Annotated in this window: 16 protein-coding genes and 1 pseudogene; 9 read left to right on the top strand and 8 right to left on the bottom strand. The window is 72.3% G+C overall.

The window, feature by feature from the left end; all coding sequences use genetic code 11:
• Positions 1 to 248: 248 nt before the first annotated feature.
• Positions 249 to 932: pseudogene (locus tag DRB89_RS44550) on the bottom strand (BTAD domain-containing putative transcriptional regulator); the annotation flags it as partial.
• 159 nt (positions 933 to 1,091) lie between these two features.
• Here DRB89_RS44550 and DRB89_RS16065 point away from each other — a divergent pair.
• From DRB89_RS16065 to DRB89_RS16030, 8 genes are all read left to right on the top strand, one after another.
• Positions 1,092 to 1,901, top strand: a complete 810-nt coding sequence (locus DRB89_RS16065; protein ID WP_112447406.1) for a cupin domain-containing protein — start codon at positions 1,092 to 1,094, stop codon at positions 1,899 to 1,901.
• Positions 1,902 to 1,906: 5 nt separating this feature from the next.
• Positions 1,907 to 3,745: an asparagine synthase (glutamine-hydrolyzing) gene (asnB, locus tag DRB89_RS16060; protein ID WP_112447404.1), complete on the top strand. Its 1,839-nt coding sequence runs from the start codon at positions 1,907 to 1,909 to the stop codon at positions 3,743 to 3,745.
• Positions 3,742 to 4,857, top strand: coding sequence for a PrpF domain-containing protein (locus tag DRB89_RS16055; RefSeq protein ID WP_112447402.1), 1,116 nt, complete (start codon positions 3,742 to 3,744; stop codon positions 4,855 to 4,857). Before asnB ends, DRB89_RS16055 begins: the two co-directional genes overlap by 4 nt.
• On the top strand, positions 4,836 to 5,993 hold the full coding sequence (locus DRB89_RS16050) for an acyl-CoA dehydrogenase family protein (protein ID WP_112447400.1): 1,158 nt from the start codon (positions 4,836 to 4,838) through the stop codon (positions 5,991 to 5,993). Before DRB89_RS16055 ends, DRB89_RS16050 begins: the two co-directional genes overlap by 22 nt.
• Complete coding sequence (locus tag DRB89_RS16045) at positions 5,981 to 7,420, top strand: dihydroorotase family protein (RefSeq protein WP_112447398.1); 1,440 nt, start codon at positions 5,981 to 5,983, stop codon at positions 7,418 to 7,420. The genes DRB89_RS16050 and DRB89_RS16045 overlap by 13 nt, the downstream gene beginning before the upstream one ends.
• Complete coding sequence (locus DRB89_RS16040) at positions 7,417 to 8,034, top strand: flavin reductase family protein (protein WP_239516173.1); 618 nt, start codon at positions 7,417 to 7,419, stop codon at positions 8,032 to 8,034. Before DRB89_RS16045 ends, DRB89_RS16040 begins: the two co-directional genes overlap by 4 nt.
• Before the next feature lie 14 nt (positions 8,035 to 8,048).
• The gene (locus DRB89_RS16035; RefSeq protein ID WP_112452385.1) at positions 8,049 to 10,508 is read left to right on the top strand and encodes a DNA topoisomerase IV subunit A; all 2,460 of its coding nucleotides are present in this window, start codon (positions 8,049 to 8,051) and stop codon (positions 10,506 to 10,508) included.
• Between the two features lie 106 nt (positions 10,509 to 10,614).
• Entirely contained in the window at positions 10,615 to 12,714 is a 2,100-nt protein-coding gene (locus DRB89_RS16030; protein ID WP_112452386.1) for a restriction endonuclease, read from the top strand.
• Positions 12,715 to 12,730: 16 nt separating this feature from the next.
• On the opposite strand, the gene DRB89_RS16025 is transcribed toward DRB89_RS16030, so the two are convergent.
• Both DRB89_RS16025 and DRB89_RS16020 read right to left on the bottom strand, forming a co-directional pair.
• Positions 12,731 to 13,831, bottom strand: a complete 1,101-nt coding sequence (locus DRB89_RS16025; RefSeq protein ID WP_112454218.1) for a GTP-binding protein — start codon at positions 13,829 to 13,831, stop codon at positions 12,731 to 12,733.
• 14 nt (positions 13,832 to 13,845) lie between these two features.
• Positions 13,846 to 15,030, bottom strand: a complete 1,185-nt coding sequence (locus DRB89_RS16020; RefSeq protein ID WP_112463310.1) for a citrate synthase/methylcitrate synthase — start codon at positions 15,028 to 15,030, stop codon at positions 13,846 to 13,848.
• Positions 15,031 to 15,099: 69 nt separating this feature from the next.
• On the opposite strand from DRB89_RS16020, the gene DRB89_RS16015 reads away from it, so the two are divergent.
• Positions 15,100 to 16,344: a citrate synthase gene (locus tag DRB89_RS16015; protein WP_112449113.1), complete on the top strand. Its 1,245-nt coding sequence runs from the start codon at positions 15,100 to 15,102 to the stop codon at positions 16,342 to 16,344.
• Positions 16,345 to 16,389: 45 nt separating this feature from the next.
• On the opposite strand, the gene DRB89_RS16010 is transcribed toward DRB89_RS16015, so the two are convergent.
• The 5 genes from DRB89_RS16010 to DRB89_RS15990 form a co-directional block, all read right to left on the bottom strand.
• Positions 16,390 to 17,997 (bottom strand): alpha-amylase family glycosyl hydrolase, encoded by a 1,608-nt coding sequence (locus DRB89_RS16010; RefSeq protein WP_239516172.1) that lies wholly within the window; start codon positions 17,995 to 17,997, stop codon positions 16,390 to 16,392.
• 68 nt (positions 17,998 to 18,065) lie between these two features.
• Positions 18,066 to 18,941, bottom strand: coding sequence for a carbohydrate ABC transporter permease (locus DRB89_RS16005; protein ID WP_112449112.1), 876 nt, complete (start codon positions 18,939 to 18,941; stop codon positions 18,066 to 18,068).
• Between the two features lie 13 nt (positions 18,942 to 18,954).
• A complete protein-coding gene (locus DRB89_RS16000; protein ID WP_112449111.1) occupies positions 18,955 to 19,863 on the bottom strand; it encodes a sugar ABC transporter permease in 909 nt (302 codons plus the stop codon).
• 100 nt (positions 19,864 to 19,963) lie between these two features.
• Entirely contained in the window at positions 19,964 to 21,364 is a 1,401-nt protein-coding gene (locus DRB89_RS15995) for an extracellular solute-binding protein (RefSeq protein ID WP_112449110.1), read from the bottom strand.
• Between the two features lie 224 nt (positions 21,365 to 21,588).
• On the bottom strand, positions 21,589 to 22,608 hold the full coding sequence (locus tag DRB89_RS15990; RefSeq protein ID WP_112449109.1) for a LacI family DNA-binding transcriptional regulator: 1,020 nt from the start codon (positions 22,606 to 22,608) through the stop codon (positions 21,589 to 21,591).
• Positions 22,609 to 22,640: the final 32 nt, after the last annotated feature.

The raw sequence follows: 22,640 nt of genomic DNA, 5'->3' as shown, positions 1-22,640 counted from the left end.
GATCCGGGTGCCGGTCTCGTCCCCGTCCCCGGCGGCGGCCAGCAGGTCGGCCAGTTCCCGGTCGCGGCCGGTGAAGTCGGCGAGGTCGTACGGGAGGGTGCAGGGCGCGGCGCCGGGGGCGGGTCCGGCGGCTTCGCGGGCGGCGGCTTCGCGGGCGGCGCGGGCGCGGCGAGTTCCGGGCTGTCGCGCAGGATGTCCTCGTGGAGCCGGCCGAGCCGCGGGCCGGGATCGACGCCGAGCTCCTCGACGAGGAGCTCGCGCACCCGGCCGAACTCCTCCAGGGCCTCGGCCTGCCGGCCCGAGCGGTACAGGGCCAGCATCAGGTGGCCGCGCAGGTTCTCGCGCAGCGGATGGGCGGCGACGAGCTCGCGCAGGTCGCCGACGAGCTCGGAGCTCTCGCCGTGTTCCAGGCGGAGCTGGAAGAGCTGTTCGGCGGCGGTCAGCCGGCGCTCCTCCAGGGCGGTGGAGGCGGATTCGACGACGGGGCCGCCGGCGCCGGACAGTACGGGACCCCGCCACAGCGCCAGTGCGGCGCGCAGCTCGGCCTCGGCGTCCGCCGCGCGGCCGCCGGCCAGTGCCTCGCGGGCCCGCTGGGTGTGCAGCAGGAACGCGGAGAGGTCGAGCTGCCCGTCTTCGAGGACGGCCCGGTAGCCGGGTCCGTCGGTGGCGATCAGGTCGCTTCCGCCCGGGATCCGCTGGCGGAGGTCGGCGACGGCCTTGCGGATCTGGTGTGAGGCGGTTGCGGGCGGTTCGTCCTCCCAGGCGGCTTCCACCAGGCGGGTGACGGGCACGACACGACCCGGTTCCAGAAGCAAAGTGACGAGCACCCGTTCCTGGATGGGACCGCCGAGTCTCAGCCTGTTCCCGCCGGACCAACCCTCCAGCGAGCCAAGGACGTTGAACCTCACCCTGGTATCGGACCGATCCGCCATGTTCCCCACCTGTCGTACTCGCAAAACCCCAGGTAGAGGCCCCGCTGAGAAAGAGCGTAAAGGGTTCCCGGATCGGGCGGTACCGCTCCGGGAGGTGATCGGGAACCCCGAAACGGAAGCTTCACGGGCCAGCAGGAGTGCGTACAGACGGAGCCCCCAATGAAGACTTTCAGCCACCTCGGCAGTGCCCGGATCATCACCTCCCACGAATTCGAGTTCGAGCCCGTTCCCGACGGTTCCGGGACCGAGGTCGCCACCCCGGTGAGCCCGGCCGCGGGCGCGCCCTGCGTGACCCTGCACGTCGTACGGGTCGCCCCGGGCGCCGTGTGGAGCCCGGAGGCCAGCGCGGCCGAGGAGAACACCGTGGTGGTCTACGCGGGCTCCGGCAGCCTCGCCGTCGGCGCCGAGAGCCGCGAGGCGCACCGCTCCTCCGCCGCCTACGCGCCGACCGGCCGGGAGCTGGCGCTGAGCGCCGGCCCGGAGGGCATGACCGCGTACGTGTGGCGCACCCCGCTGGCCGAGGGCCGCACGCCGGGCACCGACCCGAAGGTGTTCTCCACGCTGTGGGACGACGAGACCCAGCTGCGCGGCTTCGCGGGCACCGGCGAGGTCGACCCGGAAGCGGCCCCGCGCGCCACCATGAACTTCGTCTTCTGGCCCGGCGCCGGCAGTGCCCAGCTGTGCCTGCACTGCGGGATCCAGCAGCCCGGCGAGACCTTCAACGTGCACCTGCACACCCACAGCGACGAGGCGTTCATCGCCTTCGAGGGCATCGGCCAGATGTACCTCGTCGACCGCTGGATCGACGTCGAGGCCGGCGACGTGCTGTTCGCGGCCCCGGGCGTGCTGCACGGCGCCCGCAACCCCCACACGGGCCCGGACGCCCGCCGCTTCGTGACCTGCGGCGGCCCGGCCCCCTTCGACCCTGCCCTCTACGCCGCAGCCGGCGTCTCCTCCCAGGTGGTCTGACCGACATGTGCCGCATCTACGGATCCTTCAATGCCGGTACGAGCGACCAGGAACTGCGCACCGTCGCCGCCCTGCTGCGCCACGGCGGCCCCGACGCCCAGACCTACACCGGCCGCGCCGACTGGGCGCTCGGCAACAACCGGCTCTCGATCATCGACCCCGAGGGGGGCGGGCAGCCGTACCGGCTGGGCGCCGTCACGGTCGTCTTCAACGGCGAGCTGTACAACCACCGCGAGCTGGCCGCCCGCCTGGAGGCGCGCGGCCACCTCATCCCGGACCGCTGCGACGGCTCCGTGCTGCCCGCCCTGTACCTCGAGTACGGCGAGCGCTTCGCCGAGCAGCTCGACGGCATGTACTCCGTCGCCGTGATGGACCTGCGCGAGGAGCCCAAGCTGGTCGTCGCCACCGACGGCTCGGGCATGAAGCCGCTCTACTACGCCTGGGACGAGCGGGGCGGGCAGTTCCGCTTCGCCTCGGAGATCCCGGCGCTGCTCGGCTTCGCCGACGTCACGGCCGAGGAGGACGAGTTCGGGCTCGACGCCTACCTCGTCTCCAAGACCCCGTTCGGCGACCGGACGATGTTCCGCGGCATCCGGGTCCTGCCGCCCGCGGCCACCGCCGTGGTCGGCCGGCGCGGCGGGCTGCGGATCACCACCCGCCCGCTCGGCCACACCGAGGCCGTCGCGGACCCCTCGCGCAGCCTGCACCAGGCCGGCGAGGAGCTCCGCGAGCTGCTGTCGAGGGAGGTCTCGCGGCTGCTCATCGCCGACGCGCCGGTCGCCGCCATCACCTCCGGCGGTCTCGACTCCAGCCTCGTCACGGTGCTCGCGGCCCGCTCCGCGGCCGACCTGCACACCTTCAACATCGCCTACACCGGCGACTGGCCCGGTGACGAGCGGGCCTTCGCGGCCGAGGTCGCGGGCCGGGCCGGCACCGTCCACCACCAGGTGGAGGTCGATCCCGCCACCTTCCCCGACCTGCTCGCGGACGTGGTGTGGCACCTGGGCCAGCCGAACGCCGACCCGATCACCCTGTCCACGTTCTCGCTGTTCCGCGCGGTGCGCGACGCGGGCTTCAAGGTGGCCCTCACCGGCGACGCGGCCGACGAGCTCTTCGGCGGCTACGCCCGCATGACGCAGGCGATGGCCGCCCCCGGCGGGCTCGGCTGGGTCCAGGACTACCTCGACCACCTCTCCGCGGTCCCGCGCGCCCTGCGCGAGCGCCTCTACACGGACGAGTACACGGCGGCCGTACGGGCCCACGGTCCGGCCCTGCCCGCCGGCCTGACCGAGACCCTGGAGAACGGCGCGGGCACCCGGATGCGCCGGATCTGCGCCATCGAGCAGGAGTACCGCCTGCCCTCGTACCACCTGCGCCGCGTGGACCACCTGTCGATGGCCAGCTCGGTCGAGGCCCGGCTGCCCTTCTGCCAGCCGGACGTGGTGCGCTTCGCCACCACCCTCACCGACGCCCAGAAGATCGACACCTCCTCGGCGGGCGGCGTCAAGCGCGCCCTGTACGCCGCCGCCCGCGGGCTGGTCCCGGACAGCGTCCTGAACCGCCCCAAGCAGCCGTTCACCCTGCCCATCAACGCGATGCTCCGCCCCGGGCAGGCCCTGTGGGACGTGGCCCGCGACGCGCTGTCCGAGTCCGCGCTGCGCGCCGACGGCCGGATCCGCCCCGAGGTCGTCTCCGGCCTCTTCGAGGAGCAGGCGGCCCGTCCGTCCGACGGCGCCTCCCTGGCGCTGTGGGCGCTGATGTCCCACCAGATGTGGCGCTCCCAGTTCTTCGGCCCGACCGCCCCGAACGCGGCCGCGGCCGCGGCCCCGCGGGGGGCGCAGTGAGCGGCTACTTCGCCAACGCGCACGGCGCGCCCTGCCCCACCCTGGTCCTGGACGGCCGGGGGCTGCCCGAGGAGACCGACGAGCTGCTGGAGCGGCTGGCCGCGATCCGCGCCGACCTGGGCGCGGGGGGCGCCGGGCACGTGCTGAAGAACGCGATCGTCCGGCCGTCCCCGCACCCGCTCTTCGACCTCGACTACCGCTTCGTGCAGTCGCTGCCGCGCTCCCCGTCCTCCTTCGACCTGCGCGGGTCCTGCGGCCACTCGATCCTGGCGGCCGTCGAGGCGGCCGCCCGGTCGGGGATGATCCCGCCGCTGGTCGCCGGGGCCCGGGTGCGGGTGAACGTCCTGAACAACGGCGACAACGTGGTGTGCGAGGTGGAGGAGGCCGCCGACGGCGGGACCCGCTTCACCGCGCACTTCCTGTGCACGCCCACCAAGCCGGTGCGCGAGCTGCTGATCACGGGCGACCCCGTCACCGAGGTCCGCGTGGACCGTACGGTCATCCCCGTCTCGCTCGTCTCGATGGGCAATCCGTACGTCTTCGTACCGGCCGGGCACCTGGGCGTGACCAGCCGCCAGGAGCTGTTCGCCGCCGGTGACGAGCTCTTCGCGCAGTTCGGCCGGATCCGGCTCGCGGTCTGCGAGCAGCAGGGCTGGGACGCCTCCGGGGCCTTCCCGAAGATCGCCGCGGTGCTGCCCGAACCGGGCGGCGCGCTGGCGGTCCGCGCGGTGTCGGTGCCGTCCTGGCACCCGACGCTCGCGCTGACCGGCGCCATCTGCCTGGGCACCGCCGTCGGGATCGAGGGGACCGTCCCCTGGTCGCTGGCCCGGGCCGGCGGCCACCGGGACGGGCTGGTCCGGCTCGTCACCCCGGGCGGCGAACTGCAGGTCTCGGCCTCGTCCGTGCTGACGGACACCGGTCCGCGCCTGGCCTGGGTCTCGGTGGCCGGCAAGCAGGTCGACTACCAGGGCTGGGCGGGCCTGCCCGCCGGCCGCTTCAACCACCCGTCCGGGAACACGTCCGCGTCCACGTCCACGCCCACCTCCACGTCCGCGTCCGCGTCCGCGTCCGCGTCCGCCAAGGAGCTCGCATGTCTGTCACTGTCAGTCTGAACACCGCGGGCGCGGACGTGCGGTTCTCCGTCGCCGCGCTCGACCCCGAGGTGCGGGCCGCCCTGGAGCGGTGCGCCGTGGCCGCGGACCGTACGGGCGAACCCGACCGGGACGCCGTCGCCGTACTGCGCGAGAGCCGGCTGCTCGGCCTCGCCGTCCCGCGCGAGTTCGGCGGCGCGGGCGCCGGCCCGGTGGACCTGAACCGCTGCGTCGAGCAGGTGGCCGCCGTCAACGGCTCCGCCTCGATCATGCTCTTCCAGCACTTCGCGGTCAGCAGCCGGATCGTCGAGCAGGGAACTCCGGCGCAGCACCGCGAGCTGCTGCCCAAGCTGGCCTCCGGCGAGTGGCTCGCCGCCTCCGCGTGGAGCGAGACGGGCGCGGGCGCCAACAAGAAGAACCTGGCCACGCGCGGCCGCCGGACCGACGCGGGCGGCTGGGTGCTGGACGGCGCCAAGGCGTTCACGACCAGCGCCGGGCTCGCCGACGTCTACCTCGTCCTCGCCCAGACCGGCACGGACGAGCCGGCGGCCGGGAGCGACACGGGCTACGGAGCCGCCGGGCAGACCTTCTTCCTGGTCCGCGGGGACAACCCGGGCCTGATCCCGGACACCTCGATGCGGCTGGCCGGCATGCGCGGCTCCGCCACCGGCTTCGTCGACCTGCGCGACTGCCGCCTCACCGACACGGACCGGCTCGGCGCCGAGGGCGTGGCGGCCTCCGTCATCGCCCGGGTGCGCGAGAGCGGCGCCACGCTCGGCGCGGTCGCGGTGGGCCTGGCCCAGGCAGCCCTGGACTGCGCCCACGAGCACGCGCGCAAGCGCGGCCTGCACGTCCACCAGTCCGTGCGCTACCGGCTGGTCGACCTCACCACACAGGTCGAGGCGGCCCGCGCGGTCGTGGAGCGGGCGGGCCGGCGCGACGCGGCCGATCCGGGCATGGCCACGCTGCACTCCAAGCTGTTCGCCTCCTCCGCCGCCGACCGGGTCGTCTCCGAGGTGGAGCAGATCCTCAGCTCGGCCGGCTACGTCGAAGGCCACCCGCTCAACCGGTACGGCCGTGACGCCCGTGCCGTCGCCCTCATGGGCCCGACCAACGACCTCTGCAGGGAACTGGTGAGCATCTCGTGGAACCGCTGAACCCCGCCGGCCGCCTGAGCGGCCGTACCGCCACCGCCGACCTCATCGTCGAAGGCGGCCGCCTGGTCACCCCCGAGGGCGTCCGGAACGGCTCCGTCGTCATCCGCAACGGGCACATCGACGCCCTGCTCGGCCCGGACGAGGAACTGCCCGAGGGCCCCCGGATCGACGCGTCGGGACGCTACGTCCTGCCCGGCCTCATCGACAGCCACGTCCACTTCCGCACCCCGGGCCTGGAGTACAAGGAGGACTGGGCCCACGCGGGCCGGGCGGCCATCGCCGGCGGCGTCACCACCGTCGTCGACATGCCCAACACCCGGCCACCGTCACTGAACGAGGCCGACCTGCACGCCAAGGCCGCGCTCATCGAAGGGCGTTCGTGGGTGGACTACCGCTTCCACATCGGCGCGGACCCCGAGCACCCGGAGGTACTGGCCACCCTCGATCCCGAAGTCGCCACCTCCGCAAAGGTGTTCATGGCCGGGCACCACACCGCCCCGGTGGTCTTCCGCGACTGGCGGGCCCTGGAGGCCGCCTTCGAGGCCGCCGCGCGCGGCAACGTACAGCTGGTGCTGCACGCGGAGGACCAGCACATCTTCGACCTGCTCGACACGTGGCGGGGCGATCCGGGCTCCTACGACGAGTACGAGCCGCACCGGCCGCGCTCGGGCGCCATCGTCGCCTGCGCCAAGGTGATCCAGCTGGTCCGCACCTACGGCACCCGCGCCCACGTCCTGCACGCCTCGACGGCGGAGGAGGCGGACATGCTGGTCGCCGCCGCCCAGGAGGGGCTGCCGCTGACCTTCGAAGTCACCGGCCACCACCTGTCGTTCACCGACGCCGACACCTGCCGGCGCGGCCCGCGCACCCGCCTCTCGCCCGCCATCCGGGGCCTGGGCGACCAGGACCGGCTGTGGCGCGCGGCGCTGACCGGCGAGGCCGCGAGCCTCGGCAGCGACCACGCGCCGCACACCATCGAGGAGAAGAACAAGGTCCCCGCGGACGCACCGCCCGGCCTGCCCGGTGTGCAGGAGCTCGCCGTCGCCTCCTGGACCGGCATGATGCAGCGCCGCGTCGCCCCCGACGAGGCGGCCTCGCACCTGGCCCGCCTGATGGGCTCCGGCCCCGCCGACCTGTTCCGGCTGCCCGGCAAGGGCCGGCTCGTGCCGGGCGCCGACGCCGACCTCGCCATCCTCGACCCGGCGGAGCGCTGGCAGCCCACTCGGGACGACATCCAGGCCAAGTGCGGCTGGTCCGCGTACGAGGGCTGGCTGTTCCGGGGCCGCTTCACCGACGTGGTCAAGGGCGGCGAGCGGGTCTGGAACGTCCGCGAGGGCTTCGCGGGCACCCCCGCCGGCCGCTGGCTCGCGCCCTCGCCGGCCGTGCTGCCCGCACCGGCCGCGCTGGACCGGGAGGCCGGCCGATGAGCGCCGCCGTACTGGAGCGCGCCGGTGTCCGCGCGGAGGAGTTCCGCGCGGCCATGGCCGCGCTGGCCGCCCCCGTGACCGTCGTGACCTGCTACGACGGCTTCGGAACGGCGCGCGGGCTGACCGCGAGCGCCGTCTCCTCGCTCTCCCTGGACCCGCCGCTGTTCCTGGTCTGCCTGGACAAGGGGTCCTCCAGCCACGACGCGCTGGCCGGTGCCGACGCGTTCTGCGTGAACCTGCTGGGCCCCGGCGACGAGGCGCTGGCCATGAAGTTCGCGGGCCGCCCGGACCGGCGCTTCGACGGGGTGCCGCTGGCCGGCTCCGCACGGGCCCCGGAACTGGCCGACGTTGCCCTGCGCCTGGTGTGCGAGCACCACGAGGCCGTCGACGCGGGCGACCACACCATCCTGATCGGCCGGGTCACCGCGGTCGAGGGCGCCGGGACCGACGGGGCCGGCCCGGCCCCGGCCCCGGCCCCGGCCGGCGGCCTGGTCTGGCACCAGCGCGGGTTCGCCCACGCCCTACACAGGGGAGTTCGTCGCAAGGGTCAGATGGGTATACGAGACAGCCCGCCCCACCCCGTGAGAGCTCAGCTCATCCCGATTCTTGGTTAAGGAGCCGCGCAGCGATGGCCCGCCGCAGCACGAAGACCCCGCCGCCGCCGGAGGATTTCGAGGAGAAGATCCTCGACATCGACGTCGTCGACGAAATGCAGGGCTCCTTCCTCGAGTACGCGTACTCGGTGATCTACTCCCGCGCCCTGCCCGACGCCCGCGACGGCATGAAGCCGGTGCACCGGCGCATCGTCTACCAGATGAACGAGATGGGCCTGCGCCCCGACCGCGGCTACGTCAAGTGCGCCCGCGTCGTCGGCGAGGTGATGGGCAAGCTGCACCCGCACGGCGACGCGTCGATCTACGACGCCCTCGTGCGCATGGCGCAGCCCTTCTCCATGCGGCTCCCGCTGGTCGACGGCCACGGCAACTTCGGCTCGCTCGGCAACGACGACCCGCCGGCCGCGATGCGTTACACCGAGTCCAAGATGGCCGACGCCGCGTCGATGATGACGGACGGGATCGACGAGAACACCGTCGACTTCGCCGCGAACTACGACGGGCAGGAGCGGGAGCCGGTCGTCCTGCCGGCCGCGTACCCGAACCTGCTGGTCAACGGCGCATCCGGGATCGCGGTGGGCATGGCCACCAACATGGCCCCGCACAACCTGGGCGAGGTCATCGCGGCGGCCCGCCACCTGATCCGCTATCCGGAGGCGGACCTGGAGGCGCTCATGCGCTTCGTGCCGGGTCCCGACCTGCCCACCGGCGGCCGGATCGTGGGCCTCGCGGGCATCAAGGACGCCTACGAGAACGGGCGCGGCACCTTCAAGATCCGCGCCACGGTGGCCCTGGAGGACGTGACCCCGCGCCGCAAGGGCCTGGTCGTCACCGAACTGCCCTTCACGGTCGGCCCCGAGAAGGTCATCGCGAAGATCAAGGACCTGGTCGGCTCGAAGAAGCTCCAGGGCATCGCGGACGTCAAGGACCTCACCGACCGCTCGCACGGCCTGCGCCTGGTCATCGAGATCAAGAACGGTTTCCACCCGGAGGCCGTGCTGGAGCAGCTGTACAAGCTGACGCCGATGGAGGAGACCTTCGGCATCAACAACGTCGCGCTGGTTGATGGGCAGCCGCTGACGCTGGGCCTCAAGGAGCTGCTGGAGGTCTACCTCGACCACCGCTTCGAGGTCGTGCGCCGGCGCAGCGAGTTCCGCCGCGGCAAGCGGCGCGACCGCCTGCACCTGGTCGAGGGCCTGCTGGTGGCCCTGCTCGACATCGACGAGGTCATCCGGATCATCCGGGACAGCGACAACTCCGCGCAGGCCAAGGAGCGCCTGATGGAGCGCTTCTCGCTGAGCGAGATCCAGACCCAGTACATCCTGGACACGCCGCTGCGCCGCCTCACCCGCTTCGACCGGATCGAGCTGGAGTCCGAGCGCGACCGGCTGGCCGGCGAGATCGACGAGCTGTCCGGGATCCTCGACTCCGATGCCGAGCTGCGCAAGCTGGTCTCCGCGGAACTGGCCGCGGTCTCGAAGAAGTTCGGCACGGAGCGCCGTACGGTGCTGCTGGAGTCTGCGGGCACGGCCGTCGCGGCGGTCCCGCTGGAGGTCGAGGACACCCCGTGCCGGGTGCTGCTGTCCTCCACCGGCCTGCTCGCCCGCACCGCGAACGCCGACCCGCTCCCCGAGGAGGAGGGCGGCGCCCGCGCCAAGCACGACCTGATCGTCTCGCAGGTCGCCGCGACGGCCCGGGCCGACATCGGCGTGGTCACGTCGTACGGACGGCTCCTGCGGCTGCCGGTCATCGACCTGCCGCAGCTGCCGGACACCCATGCCGCGCCGAACCTGGCGGGCGGCGCCCCGGTCTCGGAGTTCCTCTCCGGGCTGGAGGCGGACGAGAAGGTCGTGTGCCTGACCTCGCTGGACGAGTCCGGGCAGGGCCTCGCGATCGGCACCGAGCAGGGCGTGGTCAAGCGCGTCGTGCCGGACTACCCGGCCAACAAGGACGAGCTCGAGGTCATCACGCTCAAGGACGGCGACCGGATCATCGGCGCGGTCGAGCTGCGCACCGGCGAGGAGGACCTGGTCTTCATCACGGACGACGCCCAGCTGCTGCGCTACCCGGCGGGCCAGGTGCGCCCGCAGGGCCGCCCGGCGGGCGGCATGGCGGGCATCAAGCTCGCCGACAACACCAAGGTGATCCACTTCTCGGCCGTGGACCCCGCGCGCGACGCCGTGGTGTTCACGGTGGCGGGCTCGCACGGGACCCTGGACGACTCGATGCAGTCCGGGAAGCTGACCCCGTTCGACCAGTACCCGCGCAAGGGCCGCGCCACCGGCGGCGTCCGCTGCCAGCGCTTCCTGAAGGGCGAGGACGTGCTGCTCCTGGCCTGGGCGGGCGGTTCGCCGGTCCGCGCGTCGGCGGCGAACGGCACCCCGGCCGCGCTGCCCGCCGCCGACCCGCGCCGGGACGGCTCGGGCACGGCGCTGCCCGCCGTGGTCGCGGCGCTGGCGGGAGCCGCGCTGTAGGAGGTTCCAGCTCATTCGGGTGGTACGTCCGGGGGACGTACCACCCGAATGGCGACTAGTGTTTTCTCTCTTGGCACTGTCGGTGGGGCGGGGAGACACAGAACTGATGAGTCGTCGGTCGGACGGATCGATCAGGGACTGGGCCGAAGCCCAGCGCCGGACGCAGCAGATGCAGCTGGTCCGCCAACGCGAGGCGGAACACCTCCAGCGGCCCCACGGAGGCGGTGGGGTCCGGGGCCAACGGCAGCAGCAGGCAGCCGACCGGCAGCACCACGACGCCGAGGCGCGACGGCGTTCCGCCCAGCTCGACGCCGAGGTCGAGGCCCTCCAAGTCCTGTTGGTCACGGGATGCGGGGCACCGGCCTTCCGAACGGCGGCCATGGTCCGGCCGGAGCAGTTGGAACCGTTCGCCCCGGGAGACCTCGCGCACCCGGTGGCGCTGCCGCTCATCGAGCAGTTCCAGCACCAGAGCAGCGGCTGGACCCTCGGCTCGGGCCAGCGGGCGCAAGCGGAGCGCGACGCGCACGCGCGGTACGCAGCCGCCTGGCAGGCCGCGCAGGCAGCCGAGACGCAGCGCCAGCACCAACTGGCCGCGTACCGGCAGCAGTACGACGTCTGGGCGGCGGAGCAGCTCGCCGGGATCCGGGCGCACAACGGAGGGCTCGCCGAGCTGACCGCCGCACTGCGCGCCGGCGACCCCGAGGCGGTGGTGGAGTACTTCTCGGCCGCCCTGTACGTCTCGACGGCCTGGCCCGAGACGCTGCCGAGGCAGGTGGCGGCCGCCTACGACCCGGTTGCGCGTCAGCTCGTGCTGGACTGGGAGCTGCCCGGGTACGAGGTGGTGCCGGAGGCCAGGTCGGTCCAGTACCTGCCGAGCACGGGCCAGTACAGGGTGAAACCCCGCCCGGTGACGGAGCGGCGGGCGCTGTACCGGGACCTCCTGGCGCAGTGCGTGCTCTTGGTGCTGCGCGAGCTGTACGCGGCCGACGAGTTCGGAGTGCTGGATTCGGTCCTGGTGAACGGCTTCGTGGACCGCCCCGATCCCGTGACGGGACAGGAAGCTCAGTTCGTCCTCGCCACGGTGACCGTGGCGCGCACCCCGTTCGGGGGACTGCGCCTGGAGCAGGTCAGCGCGGTGGACTGCCTCGTGGAGGGCTTGCGCGGGCAGCTCTCGGCGAAGCCGGACCAACTGACCACGGTGCGTCCCGGGCGTCGCCCCGACGAGGTCGGCACGGTCATCGGCCACGGCGGGCACGCGGACAGCGGCGAGGAGGAGCCGGACCTCTTCGCGATGGATCCCATCGCCTTCGAGAACCTGGTGGCCGAACTCTTCCGGGCGATGGGCATGGAGGCGGTGACCACGCAGCGCTCGGGTGACGGCGGCGTGGACGTCGAAGCGCTGGACCCGACCCCGATCCGGGGCGGGCGGATCGTGGTGCAGGTCAAGCGCTACCGGAACACGGTCCCGCCGACGGCCGTGCGGGACCTGTACGGCACGGTCCAGGACCGGGGGGCGAACAAGGGGGTGCTGGTCACCACGGCGACCTTCGGGCCCGGGTCGTACACCTTCGCCAACGGCAAGCCCCTGGAGTTGGTTCCCGGTGCCGAACTGGTGGACCTGCTGCACCGGCACGGGTTGCGCGGACGCCTCGGCGGGGGCGCGCCCAACGCGGCCCCGGCCCCGGTGCCGGCCCCGCGGACGGCGGAAGAGCCGCCCCCCGCCGATCACAACGTGCTCGGCATGTCCTGGACGGGGTCGGTGGCGCTGGACGTGTGCGCGCTGGTCTGCGAGGGCAGCCGGGTGCTGAGCGAGGAACACTTCGTGTTCTTCAACAACCCCCGCACCCCGGACGGTTCGGTACGGACGCACGCGCACGCGGCGCCCGACAAGGCCGCGCTGCTGGTCGCCTTCGACTCTCTGCCGCAGGCCGCGGACCGGCTGGTCCTCGTGGCCGCCATCGACCCGGAGGTAGATCCGCACGCCGACCTGGCGGGCTTCACCGACGCCCGGATCCGGCTGCTGGGGCAGGATGGCGAGGTACTGGGCCAGTTGGAGGTCTCGGACGGCCGCGCCGGCGAAACCGCCCTGGTGCTGGGCTCCTTCCGGCGCCGGGCCGCCGGCGACTGGGACTTCATCCTCGGCGGCAAGGGGTACTCGGGCGGCCTGGAGCCCCTGCTCGGCGACTTCGGCATCGAGGTCGCCTGAGCCCGCGGCGGGTCCCTCAGGAGTACTCGGGGTCGGAATCCGCATCAGGGTCGAGGTCGGCGGCCTCCGGATCCGGGTCCGGCCCCGCCGGGCGGTGCACGTAGCGCAGGACGCCCCACATGCTCTCCGGCCGGGCGTGCCGCGGTTCCGCTTCGCGGCAGGCCTCCAGCTCGCGGAGCAGCGCGGGGCCGTCGGTGCCCGAGCCGATCAGGACGAGCTGCGTCAGGCGCGGTTCGCCCCGCCCCCAGGGCTGCGGGGTGAAGCGCAGGAAGCGGCCGACCGCGTGGACCTCGTAGCGCTCCTCGTGGCCGGGCACGCCGAAGTACACGTAGCCCTTGATCCGGTACAGGCCGGCCGGTCGGCGGTCGAGGAAGTCGATGAACCGGCGCGGGCTCAGCGCCTGCTCGGACACGAACTCGGTGCTCTCGTACTCCGTGTGCACGTGGCCCGCGTGATCATCGCGGTCGTGCGTCTGGGCCAGCAGGTCCTCGAAGGACAGCTGTCCGCGCGTCTCGGTCCACGGGCGGCGGTCGAAGAGCAGCTCCGGGTCGATCCGCCCGTGGTCGGCTCCGACGATCGGGATCCCGGGAGCGCACAGCGCGGCGAGCTCGTCCTCGATCCCGGCCCGTGCCGCGGCGTCGACGCGGTCGGTCTTGTTGAGCACCACCAGGTCCGCGACCGCCAGGTGCCGGTCGGTCTCGGGGTGCCGGGCCCGGGTCGCGCCGAACTCGGCGGCGTCGACGATCTGCACCATGCCGCCGTAGCGGACGGCCGGGTTCTCGTTGGCGACGAGCATCCGGACCATCTCCTGCGGCTCCGCCAGCCCGCTCGCCTCGATGACGATCACGTCGATGCGGTGGACGGGGTCGGCGAGCTTCTCCAGGTACGCGTCCAGCTCGCTGCCGTCCACCGCGCAGCACAGGCAGCCGCCGCCGAGGGAGACCATCGAGTCTCCGACCTGGCCGGCCACGGACATCGCGTCGACCTCGATGGAGCCGAAGTCGTTGACGACGACCCCGATCCGGGTGCCTCCCCGGTTCCCGAGGAGGTGGTTGAGGACGGTCGTCTTCCCGGAGCCGAGGAATCCTGCGAGGACGACCACAGGGATGCTGTTCACCCGGTCGATCGTAGTCACCCGAGGGCGGGTACCGGCTGGGGCGGGGTGGGGCCGGTGTAGCGGGCGGCCGGACGGATGATCTTGGGGTCGGTGGCCTGTTCGAGGACGTTCGCGCTCCAGCCGACCACGCGGGCCGCGCAGAAGGTCGGCGTGAACATCTCGCGCGGCAGCCCGCACAGCTCCATGACCACCCCGGCGTAGAACTCCACGTTGGCGTGCAGCTCCCGGCCCGGCTTGAGCTCGGCGAGGATCGCCTCGACGTGCCGCTCGACCTCCACGGCGAAGTCCACGAGCGGGCCGCCGAACCCGCGGGCGATCTCGCGCAGCATCCGCGAGCGCGGGTCCTCGGTGCGGTAGACGGGGTGTCCGAAGCCCATGATCCGGTCTCCGGCGAGCACCCGTTCGCGGATCCACGGGTCGATCCGGTCCGCCGTGCCGATGGCGTCGAGCGTGTCCAGGGCGCGGCTGGGGGCGCCCCCGTGCAGTGGGCCAGAGAGCGCGCCGATCGCCCCGGTGAGGCAGGCGGCGACGTCGGCGCCCGTCGAGGCGATCACGCGGGCGGTGAAGGTGGAGGCGTTGAAGCCGTGGTCGACCGTGGAGATCAGGTACTGCTCGATCGCGCGGGCCCTGACCGGGTCGGGCTCCTGCCCGGTCAGCATGTACAGGTAATTGGCGGCGTACGGGAGGTCCTCGCGCGGTTCCACGGGCTCCAGGCCCCGGCCGAGCCGGTGCAGGGCGGTGAGCAGGGTAGGTACGGCGGCGCAGGCGGCCATCGCGTCGGCGGCCCGGCGTTCGGGGGTGAGGTCGTAGACCGGGCGGAAGCCGGCGGAGGCGCCGAGCAGGGAGAGCGCCGTGCGCAGCCCGGCGAGCGGGCCGGAGGCGGCGGTGGCGTGGGCCAGGGCGGGCAGGGCGTCCCGTACCTCGGCGGGGAGCCTGCGCAGCGGGGCGATCTCGGCGGCGAAGGCGGCGCGTTCGGCGACTCCGGCCGGCAGGGAGCCGTGGAACATCAGGTGCCACACGTCCTCGAAGGTGCGGCTCCCGGCGAGCTCGACGGCCGAGTACTGGCGGTAGTGATAGAAGCCCTCGCGGCCCCGGACGTCACCGAGCCGGGTCTCGGTGACCACGACTCCGGCGAGGCCGCGCGGGCTTTCGACGGCGGCGGATGCGGGCGATGCGGCGGGTGCGTCGATGGTGTCCATGGATCGACCATCGATGATGGAGTGAATCACTGTCAATATTGATTCAATCAATCTATGTAGGGTGACGTCATGAACGAGGAGTCCGGGGAGCGAAGGATCGGCACCCGCGAGGCGGCCCGGCTGCTGGGCGTGAAACCCGCGACCGTGTACGCGTACGTCAGCCGCGGCCAGCTCACCAGCCGTCGCGATCCGGTCGGGCGCGGCAGCAGCTTCGACGCCCGCGAAGTGGAGGCCCTGGCCCTGCGCAGCCGGCGCGAAGCGGCGGTGCCCTCCGGCAGCGCCGGGGAGCTCTCCGTGCGCACCGCGCTCACGCTCATCGAGCCCGACCGGTACTACTTCCGGGGCGTCGACGCTGTGGAGCTGGCCTCGCGCTACCGCTACGAGGAGGTCGCCGAGTGGCTGTGGACGGGGACCCTGCTGCGCGGGGCCCGGTTCACCGCTCCTCCGGAGGCCCTCGCCGCGGCCCGGCGGGCGGTCGCCTCGCTGCCGGAGCACAGCGGTCCGGTCGACCGGCTGCGCGTGGCCGTGGCGGCCGCGGCGGTCGCGGACCCGCTGCGTTTCGACCTGTCCGAGGCATCCGTACTGGGCTCCGCGCGCTCCCTGATCCCCACCCTGGTCGGCGCCCTGCCCGAGGTGGGCCCGGCCCAGTGGGCCGGGGACGGCCGGCTCGCCCGGCAGCTGTGGCCCCGGCTCTCGGCCCTGGAACCGGATCCGGATGCGCTGGCCGTGCTGGACCTGGCGCTGGCCCTGCTCACGGACCACGATCTGGCCGCCTCCACGCTGGCCGTGCGGGTGGCCGCGTCGGCGCGCGCGCATCCGTACGCGGCGGTCTCGGCCGGGCTCGGCGCGCTCGAAGGCCCCCTGCACGGATCGGCCGGGCGGCTCGCGCACCGGATGCTGGTCGAAGTCCTCGAACGCGGCGGCGCGGCGCCGGTGGTGGCCGAGTACCTGCGGGCCGGTCGCCGGGTGCCCGGGCTCGGGCACCGGCTGTACCAGGGCGAGGACCCCCGGGCGACGGCCTTGTTCGCCCGGCTGGAGGGGCTGCCGCAGGCCGGTCCGGCGCTCGGCGCGGCCCGCGGGGTGGCCGCCGTGACGGCCCGGCACGGCGGCGGGCTCCACCCCAATGTGGACCTCGCGCTGGCGGTGCTGACGGTGTCCTGCGCGATGGCGGCGGAGGCCGGGGAGACCGTGTTCGCGGTGGCCCGCACGGCCGGCTGGATCGCGCACGCCATGGAGGAGTACCAGGAGCGCCCGCTGCGGATGCGGCCGAGCGGGCAGTACCAAGGCCCCCGCCCGCCACAGCCGATGCCGTGACGGGCGGGGGTGTCCGGAGGGGGTTCCGGCGGTCTGGCCGCGGCGTCAGGTCCGCAGCCAGACCGCCGTGTCCTGCGGAAGCAGCCCGCCGCCGTCCAGGGCGGAACTGCTCAGCAGGAGGCTCGTGTGGGCCGGCAGCGGGACCGGCTCGGACGACAGGTTGGCCAGGCAGACCAGCCCGTCAGGGCGGGTGAAGGCCAGCACCCCGGGCGGCGCCTGCAGCCACTCCAGCGATCCGCCGCCGAAGCCGGAGGCGGCGCGGCGCAGCCCGAGGGCCGTCCGGTAGAGGGTGAGCATCGAGTCCGGGTCGCCGGCCTGCCGGTCCGCGGCGTACGCCGGCCAGTCCGCGGGCTGGGGCAGCCACGGGTCGTTCCACGGCTCCGCGCTCCAGGGCAGCGGGACCCGGCAGCCGTCCCGGCCGGGGTCGGTGCCGCCGGAGCGGAAGTGCATGGGGTCCTGGATGCGGCCGCGCGGTACGTCGGCTTCCGGCAGCCCCAACTCCTCGCCCTGGTAGACGTACACGGCTCCGGGCAGGGCGAGGGTCAGCAGGGCCGCGGCGCGGGCCCGCCGGGTGCCGAGCGCCGGGTCGGTCGGCGTCCCGAAGGCCTTGGCGGCGAAGTCGAAACCGGTGTCGGCGCGCCCGTAACGGGTGACCGTACGGGTCACGTCGTGGTTGCACAGCACCCAGGTGGCCGGGGCGCCGACGGGCGCGTGCTCGGCGAGGGTCTCCTCGATGGAGGTGCGCAGCCGGTCCGCGTCCCAGGGGCAGCTGAGGAAGGAGAAGTTGAAGGCGGTGTGCAGCTCGTCGGGGCGCAGGTAGCGGGCGAAGCGCTCGGAGTCCGGCAGCCAGACCTCGCCGACGAAGATGGCCCCGTACTCGTCTGCGATGGCGCGCCAGGAGCGGTAGACGGTGTGCAGGTCGTCCCGGTCGATGTAGGGGTGGACCTCGCCGGGCCAGGGTTCGGGCGAGCGGCCGGCCAGGTCGGGCAGGGCGGGGTCCTTGGCGAGCAGGGCCGCGGAGTCGATCCGTACGCCGGACACGCCGCGCTCGAACCAGAACCGCAGGACTTCCTCGTGCTCCCGGCGTACGGCGGGGTGGTCCCAGTTGAGGTCGGGCTGCTGCGGCGTGAACAGGTGCAGGTACCACTCCCCGTCCGGTACCTGCGTCCAAGTGGCGGCGCCGTTGAACTGCGAGGGCCAGTCGCCGGGCGGCAGTTCTCCGTGCTCGCCGCGGCCGGGCCGGAAGTGGAAGAGCTCGCGCTCCGGGCTGCCGGGGCCGGCGGCGAGGGCGGCCTTGAACCAGGCGTGCTGGTCGGACACGTGGTTCGGGACGATGTCGACAATGGTGCGGATGCCCAGCTCGCGGGCCTCGGCGATGAGCTTCTCCGCTTCGGCCAGGGTGCCGAAGGCGGGGTCGATGGCGCGGTAGTCGGCGACGTCGTAGCCGCCGTCGGCGAGCGGGGAGAGGTACCAGGGGGTGAACCAGAGGGCGTCCACGCCGAGTTCGGAAAGATAGGGGAGCCGGGCCCGGACGCCCGCGAGGTCACCGGTGCCGTCCCCGTCGCCGTCGGCGAAGCTCCGTACGTACACCTGGTAGATGGCGGCCGAGCGCCACCAGTCGGCGGCGTTTTCGGGCAGGGGAAAGTCAGCCACGGAGGGGTCCTTTCACGGCGTTCTTTTCGCAGGGGGCGGCCGGGCAGGGCGGCGGTTCGGGGTGGTGGTCACCCCTTGAGGGAGCCTGCCGTCAGGCCGCTCATGATGTTGCGCTGGAAGATCAGGAAGATGATGAGCGTGGGCGCCGAGGCCATCGCGAGCGCGGCGACGAGATGGTTCTCGGGTACCCCCCTGGCCAGTGAGTAGATGCCGACGTTGAGCGTCTGCAGGGCCGGGTCGGGGAGGGTCAGCATGGGCCAGAGGAAGTCTTTCCAGACCCCTACGATGGCGAAGATCGACACGACGCCGAGGACGGGCCGGGACATCGGCAGGACCACGGAGCGCAGGGTGCGCAGGGCGGAGGCCCCGTCTATGGCGGCGGCATCGAGGATCTCGCCGGGGATGGAGTCGAAGAATCGTTTCAACAGGAAGATGTTGAAGGCGTTCGTGACCGAGGGCAGCCAGATCACCCAGGGCGTGTTGAGCAGGTTCCGCTCGATGATCGGCATGTCCAGGACCGTGAGGTACTGCGGTACGACCAGGACGGTGGCCGGGATCATCAAGGTCGCCAGCATCATCCCGAGCACGACCTTGCCGAAGACGGGCCGGAGCTTGGACAGCGAGTACGCGGCGGCGACGTCGAGGACGAGTTGGAAGGCCAGGGCCCCGAAGGCGTAGTAGAGGGTGTTGAACAGCAGCTTGGCGAGGTCCATGACCCGCCAGGCCGCCGAGTAGTTCTCGGGGTGCAGGGAGTCCGGCACCAGGGTCGGCGGGACCTGGGTGAACTCCTGGGTGCTCTTGAGGCCGTTGACGACCATCCAGTAGAGGGGCCCGAGGAAGACGACCGTGAAGCCGATGAGCACCACGGCGAGGGCGGTCCAGTAGAGGACCTTGCCCCGGGTGCGGCCGAGTTGGGCCGGTGATATCAGCGTGCGCTCTGCCATGTGAGTGCTCCCGTCAGTTCTCGTTGTCGCGGCTCAGCCGGACGTACACGGCGGAGAAGCCGGCGAGCAGGACGAGCAGGCACAGGCCCAGGGCCGCGGCGCCGCCGTACTGGTTGAAGCTGAAGGCGTACTGATAGATGAGGACGACGACGGTGGTGGTCGATCCCTCGGGGCCGGCGCCGCCGGTCAGCATGAAGGGTTCGACGAACACCTGCATCGTGGCGATGATCTGCATGAGCAGCATCAGCGAGAGGATGAGCTTGGTCTGCGGGATCGTGACGTGCCAGATCTTGCGCAGCACCCCGGCCCCGTCGAGCTCGGCCGCCTCGTAGAGCTCGCCGGGGACTCCCTGGAGGGCGGCCAGGTAGATCAGGGTCGCGCCGCCCATGTTCATCCACGTGGAAGCGATGACGACGGAGAGCATCGCGGTATCGGTGGATTGCAGCCAGTCTTGCGCCGGCAGGTGCAGGAATTCCAGGATCTTGTTGAAGATGCCGTAGCCGGGATCGTAGAAGTACTTGAAGAGCAGGATCGAGGCCACCGGCGGCATCATCACCGGCAGGTAGACCAGCAGCCGCAAGTATCCCTGCGCGTGCCGGAATTCGTTGAGCACGACCGAGACGACGAACGGGACGACGAAGCCGAGGATCAGCGCGAGCCCGGTGAAGAGCAGGGTGTTGCGCCAGGCCTGCCAGAAGGCCGGGTCGTTGAAGACGTAGCGGAAATTGTCCCAGCCGACCCAGCGGACGGTGCCGCCCTCGGTCTTCTGGAAGGCCAGCAGGAACTCCCGGACCATCGGGTACCAGGAGAAGAAGGAGAAGCAGAGGACGGCGCCGATCAGAAAGCCGTGGGCCGAGAGGTTCCGCTTGAACGCCCGGGCGAATTCCTCGCGGGAGTTACCGGACAGGGTGGGAGCCGACATCGCCGCTCGCTCCTTGGTGGGTCGTCGCCATCGATATGCGGGGGTGCGGGGGCGGGTCCGGGCCGGGGAGGCCGCGCCCGGACCTCCCCGGCCGGTCCGGCTACTGGTTGGCCAGCACCTGGTTGACGGCCTTCTCGGCCTCCGCGAGGAGCTGCGCCGAGTCGGCGTCCTTGTTCGTCAGGACGCCCGACATCACCTTGTCGAGGACCTTGTAGACCTCCTGGGCCTTCACCGGCTCGGCCTTGCCGGGCACCGGGTTGTCCAGGAACGGCTTGAAGTTGACGACGGGCATGGTGGCGTTGGCGGCCTTGAGCTCGTCGTCCTTGGCCTTGCTGGCGCCGGTGAAGAAGGCGGGCTGCGGAAGTCCGACCGGCAGGCCGTCGGTCTTGTTGCGGTCGTACTGGAACTGGCCCTTGCCGACCGAGAGCGTCTTGAAGTTCAGCCAGGCGATGGCGGCCTTGACCTTGTCGGGCGAGCTGCCCTTCTTGATCATGTAGCCGTTGCCGCCGGCGAGCGTCGCGGCGCCGCCGGGAATGGGGCCCATGCCGAAGTTCTCGTACTTGGCGGAGAGCTGCTGGACCATGTAGCTGATGTCGTCGGGCGCGGCGAGGAACATGCCGAGCTTGTCCGAGGCCATCTGCTTCTGCAGGTCGCCCCACTTGAGCAGCTGGGTCTTGCCCATGCTGTCGTCCTCCCAGCGCATGGCGCGGAGGTTGTCGACGACCTGCTTGCCGGTCGGGTTGTTGAAGGCCGCCTTGCCGTCGGCGCCGACGATGTCGCCGCCCATGCCGTACATCGCGGCGGTGAAGTGCCAGCCGCCGGTGTTCTCGACGCTGTACTCGCCGTAGCCGGAGGTGCCGTTGCCGAGTGCCGCGATCTTCTTGGCGGCCGCGCGGACCTCGTCCCAGGTGCGGGGCGGCTGGTCGGGGTTGAGCCCCGCCTGCTGGAAGAGCTTGCGGTTGATCAGCAGGCCCATCGTGTAGTTGCTGGTGGGCAGGGCGTAGAGCTTGCCGTCCGCCTTCAGGGTGTTGACGACGTTCTTGTCGACGTCGTCGAAGGCGGGGACCGACTTGGGCGTGACGTACGCCGAGATGTCCTCGGCCCCGTCGTTGTCCAGGACCTGCTTGAGGTCGGTGAAGTAGGCGTAGAACACGTCGGGCTGCGACTTGGCCTTGAGCATCGCCGTGAAGCGCGGGGGCTCCAGACACTGGCCGGGGGTGGAGCGGCCTTCGATCGTGACGTTCGGGTAGAGCTTGTTGAACGCCGCCACGTCCTCCTTCCACTGCTTGAGCTCGGGCGCCTTCGCCGCGGGCGGCATGCAGTCGATGGAGATGGTGACCTTGGTCTTCGGGTCGAGCGGCGCGGCGGCGTCCGCGGAACCGCCGGTCGGCTGGTTCTTCTCCTCGTCGCCACCGCTACTCGTACCGCAGGCCGCGAGGGCCGTGACGGCGAGCGCCGAGACGAGGGCGGCCGCGGTGGTGCGGCGGATGTTGGTTCTCATCGGTGGTCCCCTTCGAGCATCAAGCAGGAGGCGTGGGGCGAGTGTGGGGGCGAGCGCGGCACACTCAACCACCACCGACAGATGAACGCAATATCTCGCGCAGATTTCGCAAGACCTTGGCAGTTGCGCGACGGACAGGTCGGACAGAGAACGCAAAACAGGGCCCCGAAACGTCAGCAGACGTTGCGGGGCCCTGAGTTCGAGGGGCGGAGCGGAGCGGGGTGTTACGCGGGCCGGGGGCGCGGGACCTGCGCCGTGGAGCCGCGCACCACGAGCTCCGGCTCGAAGAGCAGCTCGCCGGGCTGCACGGCGTGCCCCTGGATCTGCGCGGTGAGCAGCTCCACGGCGGCCCTGCCCATGGCTTCGATGGGCTGCCTGACGGTGGTCAGCGGGGGTTCGGTGCAGTTCATGAAGGCCGAGTCGTCGTAGCCGACGACGGAGACCTCTCCCGGCACGTTCAGACCCCGGCGGCGGGCGGCCCTGATGGCCCCCAGGGCCAGCGGGTCGCTCGCGCAGATGATGCCCGTCACCCCCCGGTCCAGCAGCCTGGAGGTGGCCGCGTGGCCGCCCTCCAGGGAGAACAGCGCCCGTTCCACGTGCTCGGCGGGCAGCTCGGAGCCGGCCGCCGCGGCCACCGTCTGGGCGGCCACCAGCTTGCGCAGCGAGGGGATATGGTCGGGCGGACCCAGCACCAGGCCGATGCGTTCGTGCCCGAGCGAGGCCAAGTGGCGCCAGGCCTGCTCGACCGCGACGGCGTCGTCGCAGGACACGCACGGGAAGCCGAGGTCCTCTATCGAGGCGTTGATGAGCACCACCGGGACCTTGCGGTCGTGGAGCAGCCGGTAGTGCTCGTGCGGGGCGTCGGCCTGGGCGAACAGTCCGCCCGCGAAGACGACGCCGGACACCTGCTGTTGGAGCAGGAGCTCGACGTAGTCGGCCTCGGACACCCCGCCGGTGGTCTGCGTGCAGAGCACCGGGGTCAGCCCCTGCTGGGCGAGCGCCCCGCCGATGACCTCGGCGAAGGCCGGGAAGATGGGGTTCTGCAGTTCCGGGAGTACCAGGCCGACCAGCCGGGCGCGCTCGCCGCGCAGCTGGGTGGGGCGCTCGTAGCCGAGGACGTCGAGGGCCGTGAGCACGGACTGGCGGGTCGTCTCCGAGACGCCCGGCTTGCCGTTGAGCACCCGGCTGACCGTTGCCTCGCTGACCCCCACCTTCTTCGCTACTTGAGCAAGTCGTCGCGTCATGAGCGCAAGAGTAGCGCAAACAATGCAAGTTC

The organism is Streptomyces sp. ICC4 (assembly GCF_003287915.1).
Taxonomy (GTDB): Bacteria; Actinomycetota; Actinomycetes; order Streptomycetales; family Streptomycetaceae; genus Streptomyces; species Streptomyces tritrimontium.
Note: the sequence above shows the minus strand (reverse complement) of the source record. Positions and strands in the feature narration are given on the sequence as shown.